At 63.5% G+C, this 12,203-nt stretch carries 13 protein-coding genes; 4 read left to right on the top strand and 9 right to left on the bottom strand.

Annotation, left to right across the window (positions count from 1 at the left end):
• Window positions 1-95: 95 nt before the first annotated feature.
• Complete coding sequence (locus AC1DYW_RS09975) at window positions 96-704, bottom strand: TetR/AcrR family transcriptional regulator (RefSeq protein WP_477226019.1); 609 nt, start codon at window positions 702-704, stop codon at window positions 96-98.
• A 120-nt stretch (window positions 705-824) separates the two neighbouring features.
• On the opposite strand from AC1DYW_RS09975, the gene AC1DYW_RS09970 reads away from it, so the two are divergent.
• Window positions 825-2,048, top strand: a complete 1,224-nt coding sequence (locus AC1DYW_RS09970; RefSeq protein WP_477226018.1) for an MFS transporter — start codon at window positions 825-827, stop codon at window positions 2,046-2,048.
• Window positions 2,049-2,102: 54 nt separating this feature from the next.
• Here the strand turns inward: AC1DYW_RS09970 and ribB are convergent, their stop codons facing one another.
• Complete coding sequence (ribB, locus tag AC1DYW_RS09965; RefSeq protein ID WP_477226017.1) at window positions 2,103-3,203, bottom strand: 3,4-dihydroxy-2-butanone-4-phosphate synthase; 1,101 nt, start codon at window positions 3,201-3,203, stop codon at window positions 2,103-2,105.
• A gap of 117 nt (window positions 3,204-3,320) precedes the next feature.
• Window positions 3,321-4,430: a chorismate synthase gene (gene aroC, locus AC1DYW_RS09960; RefSeq protein WP_477226016.1), complete on the bottom strand. Its 1,110-nt coding sequence runs from the start codon at window positions 4,428-4,430 to the stop codon at window positions 3,321-3,323.
• A gap of 273 nt (window positions 4,431-4,703) precedes the next feature.
• Between aroC and AC1DYW_RS09955 the strand changes: the two genes are divergently transcribed.
• On the top strand, window positions 4,704-4,958 hold the full coding sequence (locus tag AC1DYW_RS09955) for a DUF1344 domain-containing protein (protein ID WP_095091917.1): 255 nt from the start codon (window positions 4,704-4,706) through the stop codon (window positions 4,956-4,958).
• Window positions 4,959-5,063: 105 nt separating this feature from the next.
• Window positions 5,064-5,786 (top strand): carbonic anhydrase, encoded by a 723-nt coding sequence (locus AC1DYW_RS09950; protein ID WP_477226015.1) that lies wholly within the window; start codon window positions 5,064-5,066, stop codon window positions 5,784-5,786.
• Between the two features lie 69 nt (window positions 5,787-5,855).
• On the opposite strand, the gene AC1DYW_RS09945 is transcribed toward AC1DYW_RS09950, so the two are convergent.
• The 4 genes from AC1DYW_RS09945 to AC1DYW_RS09930 all read right to left on the bottom strand — a co-directional run bounded on the left by AC1DYW_RS09945 (window position 5,856) and on the right by AC1DYW_RS09930 (window position 8,915).
• Window positions 5,856-6,452, bottom strand: coding sequence for a histidine phosphatase family protein (locus AC1DYW_RS09945; protein WP_477226014.1), 597 nt, complete (start codon window positions 6,450-6,452; stop codon window positions 5,856-5,858).
• 44 nt (window positions 6,453-6,496) lie between these two features.
• Complete coding sequence (gene fabI / locus AC1DYW_RS09940; RefSeq protein ID WP_477226013.1) at window positions 6,497-7,315, bottom strand: enoyl-ACP reductase FabI; 819 nt, start codon at window positions 7,313-7,315, stop codon at window positions 6,497-6,499.
• Between the two features lie 108 nt (window positions 7,316-7,423).
• On the bottom strand, window positions 7,424-8,353 hold the full coding sequence (locus AC1DYW_RS09935) for a DnaJ C-terminal domain-containing protein (RefSeq protein ID WP_095091913.1): 930 nt from the start codon (window positions 8,351-8,353) through the stop codon (window positions 7,424-7,426).
• A gap of 100 nt (window positions 8,354-8,453) precedes the next feature.
• On the bottom strand, window positions 8,454-8,915 hold the full coding sequence (locus AC1DYW_RS09930) for an RT0821/Lpp0805 family surface protein (RefSeq protein WP_457151485.1): 462 nt from the start codon (window positions 8,913-8,915) through the stop codon (window positions 8,454-8,456).
• A 40-nt stretch (window positions 8,916-8,955) separates the two neighbouring features.
• On the opposite strand from AC1DYW_RS09930, the gene pdxH reads away from it, so the two are divergent.
• Entirely contained in the window at window positions 8,956-9,573 is a 618-nt protein-coding gene (gene pdxH / locus AC1DYW_RS09925) for a pyridoxamine 5'-phosphate oxidase (protein ID WP_477226012.1), read from the top strand.
• An 8-nt stretch (window positions 9,574-9,581) separates the two neighbouring features.
• Here pdxH and AC1DYW_RS09920 read toward each other — a convergent pair whose 3' ends face one another.
• Together AC1DYW_RS09920 and AC1DYW_RS09915 are read right to left on the bottom strand one after the other, a co-directional pair.
• Window positions 9,582-10,334 (bottom strand): crotonase/enoyl-CoA hydratase family protein, encoded by a 753-nt coding sequence (locus AC1DYW_RS09920; protein WP_477226011.1) that lies wholly within the window; start codon window positions 10,332-10,334, stop codon window positions 9,582-9,584.
• Between the two features lie 19 nt (window positions 10,335-10,353).
• Window positions 10,354-12,123, bottom strand: coding sequence for an acyl-CoA dehydrogenase (locus AC1DYW_RS09915; RefSeq protein WP_477226010.1), 1,770 nt, complete (start codon window positions 12,121-12,123; stop codon window positions 10,354-10,356).
• Between the last annotated feature and the right edge of the window lie 80 nt (window positions 12,124-12,203).

The raw sequence follows: 12,203 nt of genomic DNA, 5'->3' as shown, positions 1-12,203 counted from the left end.
CCCCCGAATCTCCGCTCAGAGATGGCGCGAGAGGATGCGCCGAAACCGGCTGTTGTCAATCGTGGGAGTGGCGCGCCAGACCGGCAATGGAGATTTCAGACCGGCTGCGAACCCTGCTTCTTGAGCAAGCCTTCGAGCAGTTGCTTGAAGGCCGCCACCACCTTCTTCGACGTCGCTTCGGGGTCGCTCGAATTGGCGATCCGCTGCGCTGCCTGGCTGCTCGCCCCGTTGATCAGCCGCGAGGCGGTCTCGGGGTCGAGGCTGGGAACGACCACGCCCTCCTCCTGCAGCCTGGTCAGATGATCGGTCATTGAACCGACACATGCATTGGCATTTGGCCATTGTGCAGGATCCCCCAGCACGGCCGGGCCATCCCGGAACATGATGCGCTGGATTTCCGGCTCCAACGCCATCTCGATATAGGTCGTGCATTCGTCGACGAAATGCTGCCAGCGGGTCGGTGCTCTCGACGCCACTTCGTTCACGCGCGCCGCCATCTCCCCGTCGATTTCGGCGATAACCGCTTGCAGCAAGCCCTTCTTGTCGCCGAAGTGATGATAGAGTGCGCCGCGCGTCAGTCCGGCCGATGCGGTGAAATCATCCATCGACGCCTGGGCATAGCCGATCGTGCCGAAGGCATGGCGGGCGGCCCCGATCAGCTTGGCGCGCGTCTCGGCGATCATCTCCTTGCGAGGTTTGTGCATGGCTTCTGGACCTACTAACATACGCTTCGTATGCCAATTGACATACGCGGCGTATGATTTATCTAACAATCATACGCATCGTATGTAATTGTCGAATCTGCCTTTGTCGAGGAACCGGACATGCAAAATCCCTATTCGGAGATCTTTCGCGCCCCCGGCGCCAAGGGCTTTGCAGCAGCGGGCTTCATGGCGCGGCTGCCGATCGCGATGGCGCCAATCGGCATCGTGGCGATGCTGTCGCAGACGCGTGGCGAATACTGGCTGGCCGGCGCCGTCTCCGCGACATTCGCACTGGCCAACGCTTTCATGGCGCCGCAAATATCAAGGCTTGTCGATCGCCTTGGCCAGACGCGGATCGTCGTGCCCACCACGATCATCTCGGTGCTCGCTTTCGCCGTCCTGATTGCAGCGGCCAACCAGGACTGGCCGATATGGACGCTGTTCGTGTCGGCGCTGCTGGCGGCGGCGATGCCCAGCATCCCGGCAATGGTGCGCGCTCGCTGGACCGAGATTTTCCGCGGACGGCCCGAGATGAACACCGCATTCGCCTTCGAGTCGGCGGCGGATGAACTGGTCTACATTGCCGGGGCATCGCTGTCGGTCGGCCTGAGTGCCGCCCTGTTTCCAGAAGCAGGGATGCTGGCCAGCACGCTGTTTCTCGCCTTCGGCTCGGCGGCGTTCATCCTGCAGCGCTCGACCGAGCCGCAAGTGCGGCCGGTGGAACATGGGTCGCGCGGCTCGGCAATCCGCCTACGGCCGGTGCAGATCATCACCTTTGCCCTGATCTTCATCGGCGCGACCTTCGCGACGACGGAAGTGAGCACCGTGGCGATCACCAAGGAACTTGGCCAGCCAGGCGCCGCAAGCCTCGTCATCGGTGTCTACGCGCTGGGATCGTTCGTGCTCGGCATCATCGTCGGCGCGCTCAACCTGAAAGCACCGCTGCAACGCCAGCTTGCCATCGCAATCGCCATCATCGCGCTCAGCACCTTGCTGCCGCTCACCGCCGGCACGGTGCCGCTGCTGGCGTTGACCGTCTTCGTCAGCGGCGTGGCGATCTCGCCGACCTTCATCACGGCGTTCGGCCTGATCGAACGGCATGTGCCGGAGGCGATGCTGACCGAGGGCATCACCTGGGTGACCACCGGGATCGGCATCGGCATGGCGCTGGGCTCGTTCGCGGCCGGCTCGGTGGTGGATGCGTTCGGCGCCCAGAACGGATTCTGGGTGTCGGTTGCGGCCGGTACGATCGCACTGGTCACCGTGTTGCTTGGTCAGCGCAGCCTGGCTGCGCCCGAGTGCGACCTGGGCGGATGCGAAGCAGCCGTCGCTCCCGCTGAATGATCCCCGAAGCGCCCGGTTTCGAACGGACCGGGCGCTATCCCCGGCTGTTGCCCCTCAGAGAATCTCGGTCTTGGCGATATGGATGCCAAAGCCCTCGAGACCGACATAGTGGCGTTCGCGCGAAGCGATCAGATTGATCGAGGAAATGCCGAGATCCTTGAGGATCTGCGCGCCGAGGCCGATTTCGCGCCATTCGTTCTCACGGCGGCGCGCCTCTTCGTGATCCTCGCGGTCGCCGCTCGCCGGCCGCTTGCGCTCCTGGTGGGCGACGCCGACCGAGCCCTCGCGCAGGTAGACGATGACGCCACGCCTGCGCTCGCCTATAGCCTTCATGATGCCGTCGAGCCGGTGGCTGGTGCCGAACACGTCGGTCACCACATCCTCGGAATGCAGGCGCACCGGCACCTCCTCGCCGTCGCGGATGTCGCCGAAGACAATGGCGACGTGATGCATGGGGTCCCAGGGCAGCGTGTAGGTGAAGACCTGCGCCTTACCGCCGAGCGTGTCGATTTCCGAGCAAGCCACGCGTTCGACCAGCGTTTCCTTGCGTTGCCGGTAGGCAATGAGGTCGGCGACCGAAACCTGTTTGAGACCATGCTCTTCAGCAAAGGCCGAGACCTGCGGGCCACGCTTGACAGTGCCGTCGTCATTGACCAGTTCCGAAATGACGCCGACCGGTGCCAGACCGGCGAGCTTGCACAGATCGACCGCGGCTTCGGTATGACCCGAGCGCATCAGCACGCCGCCTTCGCGCGCGATCAGCGGGAAAATGTGGCCGGGGCGGACGAAATCCGAGCCGCCGACATTGCCGTTGGCGAGATTGCGCACGGTGAGCGTGCGGTCCTCGGCCGAAATGCCTGTTGTCGTGCCGTGCTTGAAATCGACGCTGACGGTGAAGGCGGTGGTGTGGGCGGAATCATTGTCGGCCACCATCGGCGCCAGGTTGAGCCGCTTGGCCTCCTCGCGCGGCATCGGCGTGCAGACGATGCCGGAGGTGTGACGGATGATGAACGCCATCTTCTCCGGCGTGCAATGGACGGCGGCGACGATCAGGTCACCCTCGTTCTCGCGTCCATCATCGTCCATGACAACGACGATCTCGCCGCGCTCGAAAGCGCGCAGGGCTTCGACGATTTTCTTCTGGTCGTAAGGCATAGGCGCTCGTTTCACTCGCAGGGAAATAAGGGAGTAGGGCAGTACGGGAGTAGGGAAAAGGAAAAAATGGCTGTCTCGGGTGGGTAGCGTAACATATTCCCCTACTACCCTACTGCCCTACTCCCCTACTCCCTTACCTGTCTGTCCCCGATGACGCAGATAATGATCGGCAATGGCGCAGGCAACCATCGCCTCGCCGATCGGCACGGCGCGGATGCCGACACAGGGATCGTGACGCCCCTTGGTCATGATCTCGACCTCGTTGCCGTCCCTGTCGATCGACTTTCGCGGCGTCAGGATCGAAGAGGTCGGCTTGACGGCGAAACGGGCGATGATCGCCTGGCCGGTCGAGATGCCGCCGAGAATACCGCCGGCATTGTTGGACAGGAACACCGGTTTGCCGTCATTGCCCATGCGCATCTCGTCGGCATTCTGCTCGCCGGTGATCCGGGCGGCCTCGAAACCATTGCCGATCTCGACGCCCTTGACGGCGTTGATCGACATCAGGCCGGAGGCAATGTCCTGGTCGAGCTTGGCGTAGATCGGCGCGCCGAGGCCTGCCGGAACGCCATCGGCAACGATCTCGATCACCGCGCCGACCGAGGACCCCGCCTTGCGGATGCCGTCGAGATACTGGGTAAAGACCGGAACGGAAGCCGGATCGGGAGTGAAGAACGGATTTTCCGCGTCACCGATGAAGTTCCAGTTCCAGTTGGCGCGGTCGATGGACTTTTCCCCCATCGACACCAGCGCGCCGCGCACTACCATGCCAGGCACCACCTTGCGGGCGAGTGCCCCGGCCGCGACGCGTGCCGCCGTCTCGCGAGCCGAGGAGCGGCCGCCGCCGCGATAATCGCGCAGGCCGTATTTGACGTCATAGGTGTAGTCGGCATGGCCCGGCCGGTATTGGCGGGCGATCTCGCCATAGTCCTTCGAGCGCTGGTCGACGTTCTCGATCAGCATCGAGACCGGCGTGCCGGTGGTGATCATCGTCTCACCGTCCTCGTCGAAGATGAAGCCCGACAGCACTTTGACTTCATCGGGTTCGCGGCGCTGGGTGACGAAGCGTGACTGGCCAGGCCGGCGCTTGTCGAGCTCGACCTGGATGTCTCGCAGAGTGAAGCGGATGCCGGGCGGACAGCCGTCGACCACACAGCCGAGTGCGGCGCCGTGGCTTTCGCCCCAGGTGGTGACGCGGAAAAGGTGGCCGAACGTGTTGTGAGACATGAAATGACCCTGCCCGGCATCGGAGCCAGCTTAGCACATGACCCAAAAAACGAAGCCGTTCTCGCAAGGGATCATGAGCAAATCAAAAAGTGCCACAGCGTCCTCCGCGCACCCAGGAGGACGCTCGGCGCCGTGGCCTGCCTTCTATTGGCGTTTTTCACAGTGGTCAAACTGTGATCTGGCGGATTTAGTTTTGACACATTCGGTTGGTTTCTGCTCTCTTCCATTCGCCTGCCGCCGCCCATGCCGGTGCAATGATAACGAGGAACGATTATGCGTACCCTGATTGGCGCCGTAGCCGCAACGCTGCTGCTTTCCACCGCCGCTTTCGCCGGCCAGACCGAAGGCCTGATCAAGAAGATCGACAAGGACACGGCGACGCTGACGCTGGATGACGGCAAGTCCTACAAGCTGAATGCCGAGACAGACCTCGACTCGCTGAAGCCGGGCATGGATGTCGTCATCGCTTACGATGAGACCAATGGCGAAAACATCGTCACCGACATGCAATTGCCCGACACCGAATAAGCGCCTTCCGGCCCCGCACGGCGCGCTTGCCAACGCCGTCCGTTGGTAGCAATCTCAGCGCGCAGATTCAGCCATCAAGTGGAAGATGCGAGCGGGGACCGAACAATGTGCAGCGACTGCGAAGGCGAAGGGGTCGACCGGAGGGATTTCCTCAAGGTCGGCGCGGCGGGGCTCGTTGCGATCGGTCTCGGTGGAGCTTCGTGGTCCGCGCGTGCGGCAGAGAGTGCTGCGCCGGCATTGTCCCCTGATGCAGCGCTCGCCGCGCTGAAATCCGGCAACGAGCGCTATGTCAGCCACCCGGAACTGTGCTCGATCGACCTTGCCGCGCAGCGGAAGGCTGTCGCCGGGCATCAGGCGCCTTGGGCTACCATCATCAGTTGCGCCGACAGTCGCGTTCCGCCCGAGTTGATCTTCGGCGGCCAAGGCGTTGGAGAGCTATTCGTCGCCCGGAATGCCGGCAACCTCGCCGACACTGCGACGCTCGGCACGGTCGAATACGGCGCGGCGGTGCTCGGCTCGCCATTGATCGTTGTCCTCGCGCACACAAGCTGCGGTGCCGTTAAGGCGGCTTGCGACGTGGTCACCAAGAACGCGACCTATCCGGGCGCGATCGGCCCGATGATCGAACCGATCCTGCCTGCGGCGATCGCGGCGCGGAGCGAGGCAGGCGATTTCGTCGACAACACCGCCAAGGAGAGCGCGCGCAGGACTGTGCGGCGCCTGGCTGCTTCAAGCAAGCTCCTGGCCGATCTCACCGGGGCCGGGAAGCTGAAGATCGTCGCGGCAATCTATAATCTTGAAACGGGTGTGGTGACCTACATCGAATGACACGTTCATCGGAACGACCGGGTCAAGTGTTGGGAGCCTTCCAAACCCTGGGATGAACAAGCGTCCTGGCTAGGACTGCGACAGCCACTCAAGGCGGTCACCCTGCAGCCTGAGCACGCGGTCCTGTGGTATCTCCAGGTTGGCTGCCTCGTCCTCCGCCACCCCAAGCACGAAGCGAAACAGAGCCCGCATGACCCCGCCGTGCGTCACGCAGATCGTCTGGCGTTGGATCGCGTCGAACCAGGGCTTCACCCGTTCGAGCAGCATCTGGTAACTCTCCGCGCCCTCGCCGGGCGGCTGGAAGTTCCATTTGTCCAGCGCGCGTGTACGGCGCGCGCCAGGATACCGCGTCTTGAGCTCGGCATAGGTAAAACCCTGCCAATCGCCGAAATTCACTTCCACCAGGCGAGGATCGGTTCGATAGGCATTCGGATCGAGCTTCATCGCGGCGCGGATGCGCTGCATCGTTTCGCGCGTCCGCTTCATTGGGCTGGCAACGAAATCGAAATCCGCGGGATTTTGCACCACCTCGGCCAACCGATGACCGTTTCCGGTCGCCTGCTCGCGGCCAAGCGCATTGAGGTCGGTGTCGGCCTGCCCCTGAAGCCGGGATTCGGCGTTCCACGCGGTCTGGCCGTGGCGCACGATATAAACCAGCGGGTACATCAGGTCTTCCGGTACGGGATCGGGACGGACGACGGTGGTGGATGTTAGTCCTTGACCGTCGAAATATCCGGCGCGTCGACCGCCTTCATGCCAACGACGTGGTAGCCTGAATCGACGTGATGCACTTCACCGGTGACGCCGCGCGACAGATCGGACAGGAAATAGACGCCGGAATCGCCGACTTCCTCCTGCGTCACCGTCTGCTTCAGCGGCGAATTGTATTCGTTCCACTTCAGGATGTAGCGGAAGTCGCCGATGCCTGATGCGGCAAGCGTCTTGATCGGGCCGGCCGAAATGGCGTTGACGCGGATCTTCTTGGCGCCGAGGTCGACCGCGAGATAACGCACGCTGGCCTCAAGCGCCGCCTTGGCGACACCCATGACGTTGTAGTGCGGCATGACCTTTTCGGCGCCGTAATAGGTCAGCGTCAGCAGCGAGCCACCATTGCTCATCAACGCCTCGGCGCGCTTGGCGATGGTGGTGAAGGAATAAACCGAAATGTCCATGGTGCGCAGGAAATTGTCGCGCGTCGTCTCGACGTAGCGGCCGGTCAACTCGTCCTTGTCGGAAAAAGCGATGGCGTGGACGAGGAAATCAAGCTTGCCCCAATGCTTGGCAACACTGGCGAAAACCTCGTCCAGGCTGGCCGGATCGGTGACGTCGCAATGGCCGGCGACAAAGGCGCCGAGTTCGGCCGCCAGCGGCTCGACACGCTTCTTGAACGCCTCGCCCTGGTAGGTGAGCGCGATCTCGGCGCCATGGTCGACACAAGCCTTGGCGATGCCATAGGCGATCGATCTGTTGTTGGCGACGCCAAGAATAAGGCCGCGCTTGCCGGCCATAAGGCCCTGTCCACCCGCCATGTCAGCGCTCTCCGCAAGATTTTTCAGCTTTGTGGAGTGCCCTATCGCACAGGCACACTGCCCCTTCAAGCGTTCAAACCGGACAGTTCGGGGGACAAAAGCCGCCAATCAGCCTTTTTGGCTGCGCAGCAGCGCTTCGAGCGCGCTATCGCCGCCTTCCGGCAGCATGATCCGCACATGGGCGTAGAGATCGCCATGGCCGCCGGCTTTCTCCGGCAGGCCCCTGCCCTTCAGCCGCAGCACCTTGTCCGAGTTCGACCAGGCGGGAACGTTGACCGCGAGCTTGCCGGTCGGCGTCTCGACCGGCACCTTGGCGCCGAGCACCGCATCCGCCAGCGTCACCGGCAGATCGGCATGCAGGTCGCGGCCCTCGATGCGGTAGCGCGGATGCCGGCGCAGATGGACCTTGACCAGCGCATCGCCCGGCTGGCCCGGCCCTTGCTCGCCCTGCCCCTTTAGCCGGATGGTCTGGCCATCCTCGACATAGGCCGGCAGCTTGACTGCCACCTTGCGGCCGTCGGGGAACATCGCCGTCACCTTTTCGGCGGTTGCCGCCTCCTCGATGGTGACGTCGAGCGTCACGTTCAGGTCGGCAGCGGTCGCCGGCTGGCGCCGGTCGCCCGCGCCGGGGCCGCGCGCGCCCGAAAAGGCGTCGCCGAAAATCTGGCTGAAAATATCGCTGTTGCCATCGAACGGATCACCGCCCGGACGGCCGGAGCGGAATTCGAAGCGTGAACCGCCGGCCCCTTGCTGCCGGCGAAACCCGCCGAACGGATCACCACCACCGGCGGCGCCCTCAAAGCCCTGGAAACGCGGCTTGCCGTCGGCATCAATCTCGCCGCGATCGAATGCGGCCCGATTCTTTTCGTCGCCGACGATCTCGTAGGCCTGGTTGGCCGCGGCAAAACGGTCCTTCGCCTTGGGATCATTCGGATTCTGGTCCGGATGATGCTTCTTGGCGAGTTTCCGGTAGGCCGATTTTATGTCCTTGGCCGATGCGTTCTTGGCAACGCCCAGCACCTCATAGGGGTCGCGCATGCTTACTGCCCTGGAAAAGGAGTGAGTCTCTGGTTGCCCCCTATATGCGCTCGCATAGGAAGAAATTCCAGTGGCCGAGCAGCATATCAAAAACGGAAAATCAGAGCGCCTTGAAGTCCTGCATGTGCCAGCCGCCGGCGCTGGCCAGGCAAAGTTCGCCTTCGAACATGGCAACGCCATCAAAGCTCTCGCGCGAGGCCCTGAAACGGCGGCATGTCTGGCCCTTGTCCTTCAATTCCGCCAGTTCGGTGATGGAGCCTCGCGACCCGGTGCCTGCATTCGCCCACGGCACGGCCTGTCCGCCGAGCTGCTCGATATCGGCCGAGGACACTGCATTGCCGATCGTCGTCTGGTCGGAGTCGCGATCCGAACTCACCGGCGCGGAGGGGACGGACGTGCTGCTGGTCAGGATCGAGCGGTCGACTTCTGCCTTTTCCAGACTGAAGCCACCCGCGCCGCAGGCGGCAAGCGGCAGAGCGATCATCATGATCGCGGCTTTGGCGCTGGCTGAAGCAATTAGGCCGCTTTGCCTGCTGTCAAAAGCTTGCGCGATACGCGACAATCTGCAACCTCCCCCGCCTCGTAACGATTTGAGAAAAACTATGAGTGACACAGAGTTAACAAGCAGTGACTTTACCGAGGCGGCGGAGCCGTTTCGCCTCTTTGCCGCATGGCTGGAGGACGCCACCAAGAGCGAAATGAACGACCCAAACGGCGTGGCGCTGGCGACCGTCGATGCCGACGGCATGCCGGATGTGCGAATGGTTCTGCTCAAGGGGTTCGATGAAGGCGGGTTTGTGTTCTACACGAATTTCGAGAGCGCCAAGGGCCAGGAGATTCTTGGCAACATGAAGGCGGCGATGTGCTTCCATTGGAAGTCGCTGCGCCGCCAGGTGCGCATTCGCGGCCCGGTAGAGATCGTCAGCGACGCCGAAGCCGACGCCTACTACGCGACGCGGCCACGCGGCAGCCGTATCGGCGCCTGGGCCTCGAAACAGTCGCGGCCGCTGGAAAGCCGCTTTGCGCTGGAAAAGGCGGTGGCCGAATACACAGCGCGCTATCCGATCGGCGAAATTCCACGGCCAAAGCATTGGTCGGGCTTCCGCATCGTGCCCACGACCATCGAGTTCTGGCATGACCGGCCGTTTCGGCTACATGACCGGGTGGTCTTTTCGCGTGATGCAAAAGGCGGTTGGGACAAGACGAGGCTTTATCCCTAAAGGGAGATTCAGGCCCTCTTCCTGGTCATGAACGCCGTGAGCGCGGCGCGCGCCTCGTCTGATTTCAGCCGTTCGCGAAAATGTTCGCTTTCCTCGCCTATGCGGGCGAGGAGGTCGTCGCGCGAGCCGCGCATCAGGTCGCGCGCGATCTTCAAGGCCTGAGGTGGCTTGGCCGCGATCTGGCCGGCCGCCGCCAGCACCGAGGCCTCCAGCGCGTCTTCCTCGACCACATCGTAGATCAGGCCGGCGGTTTTCGCCCGTTCGGCCGAAAAGCCCTCGCCGAGGCCGAGCAGTGCGAAAGCACCCTGCTGCCCCAGGATGCGCGGCGCCAACAGGCTGGAGCCCGCCTCGGGCACCAGTCCGAGATCGACAAAAGGCGTCCTGAACACGGTGCGCGGCGTGGCGAAGGTCAAGTCGCAATGCAGGTTGAGCGTCGTGCCGATGCCCACCGCGATGCCGTCGACACCGGAGACAATGGGTTTCTCGACCTTGGCCAGCGCCATCAGGAAGTCCCAGACCTCGGTGCCGCCGTCGCCGCCGGTGGCGACGACCATGAAATCGGCAAGATCGTTGCCGGAGGAGAAGGCGCCGGGCACGCCCAGGAAGACATGGACGCGGATCGCCGGGTCGGCGTCACCTTCGGCCAGAGCGGCCGACATTTTCGCATACATGGCGCGCGTCAAGGCGTTCTTCTTGTCCGGGCGGTTCATGCGGATGATCTGGATGGCGCCCTGGCGCTCGACGAGGATATGGTCTGTCACGGGTTTTTCCTTGTGAACGTCAGGCAGAGATGAGCGCCTTGCCGGCAGCGGCGAGGCTTTCGGCGCCATCGACAACGCGGTCCTTCAGGGCACTGACCTCGCCGAGCAGGTTTTCGGCGAAGAAGCGGCAAAGCGCGATACGGCCTTGATCGGCAAGCGCGCCCTGCGCCAGATAGGCCCCGCCGGCAGCCAGCGAGATCAGCTTGAGATAGGGTGTAGCACCCGCCAGCGCCTCGTCCGCCCGGCCGTCGGCCGACAGTCTTTGCAGGAAGCGGGTCGTTTCGCTGAGTTCGCCGAGCGCCTTGTCGAGAGCATCGGCGGTGCGGCCGAAACCCTCGAGATTCGATGTCCGCACGGCATTGGCGACCGCCGCCAGTTCGTCGATGAAGCCATGGACGTGTTCGCCGCCGCCGAGCGGCAGCTTGCGCATGACCAGATCAATCGCCTGGATGCCGTTGGTACCCTCATAGATCGGTGCGATGCGCGCATCGCGGTAGAATGCCGCCGCGCCGGTCTCCTCGATGAAGCCCATGCCGCCATGCACCTGGAGGCCGAGCGAGGCAACCTCGACGCCGACATCGGTCGAGAAAGCCTTGGCCAGCGGCGTCAGCAGATTGGCACGGTCGCGCCAATGCGCCGCCTCATCGCCGACCGATACGCGCGCCAGGTCGATGGCATGGGCGCAGCAGTAGCTGATGGCGCGGGCCGTCTGCGTCAGCGCCTTCATGGTCAGGAGAGTGCGCTGCACATCGGGATGATGGACGATCGGCGCCATGCCGGCGCCGGCGTAGCTTGCCGCTTTGCCTTGCCGGCGCTCATTGGCATAAGCGATCGCCTTCTGCGTGGCGGCTTCCGCGACCGCGACACCCTGCATGCCGACGGAAAGGCGGGCGTTGTTCATCATGGTGAACATGCAGGCCAGGCCCTTGTTCTCCTCGCCGATCAGCCAGCCGATGGCGCCAGGCGCAGCGCCCCCGAAGCCATCGCCATAGATCATGGTGCAGGTCGGCGAGGCGTGGATGCCGAGCTTGTGCTCCAGGCCGGAGCAGAAGACGTCGTTGCGCGCGCCCAGCGATCCATCGTCGCCGACCAGGAATTTCGGCACCAGGAACAGCGATATGCCGCGCGTGCCGGCCGGCGCATCGGGCAGCCGTGCCAAAACCAGATGGATGATGTTGTCGGTAAAGTCGTGCTCGCCATAGGTGATGAAGATTTTCTGGCCGAAGATGCGGTAGGTGCCGTCACCCACCGGCTCGGCGCGGGCGCGCAAGGCAGCGAGATCCGAGCCGGCCTGCGGCTCGGTCAGGTTCATCGTGCCCATCCATTCGCCGGAGACGAGCTTTTCAAGATATTTCGACTTGAGTGCCTCAGAGGCGTGCTTGTCGAGCGCCTCGACAGCGCCCATGGACAGCGTGGGGCCGATGCCGAAGGCCATGGCGGCTGAGTTCCACATTTCGAGCGCTGCGACGCCAAGCATGGTCGGCAACGCCTGGCCGCCATACTCCTCGGGCCCGGACAGCGCATTCCAGCCGCCGTCGATCCAGCGGCGATAGAGTTCCTTCCAGCCGCGCGGCGTGGTGACGATAGCGTCCTTCAGCACCGCACCTTGCTCATCGCCGATCTTGTAGAGCGGCGCGACTTCGTCGGTGGCGAAGCGGCCGGCCTCGCCAAGAACGGCATCGACCAGATCCTCGCCGAGATCGCCGAACATGCCGGCATCAAGGGCGGACTTGAGACCAGCCACGTGCTTGAGCGTGAAAGCGATATCTTCGACCGGTGCCCGATACATGCCGCTCCCTCCTCCTGATATAGGCCCACCGATCCTAGGACCCGCACTGCCGCAAAACCATCCGCCTTTCAGCGGCGGCC

The sequence above is a fragment of the Mesorhizobium sp. P2_D5 genome, from assembly GCF_056404355.1.
Note: the sequence above shows the minus strand (reverse complement) of the source record. Positions and strands in the feature narration are given on the sequence as shown.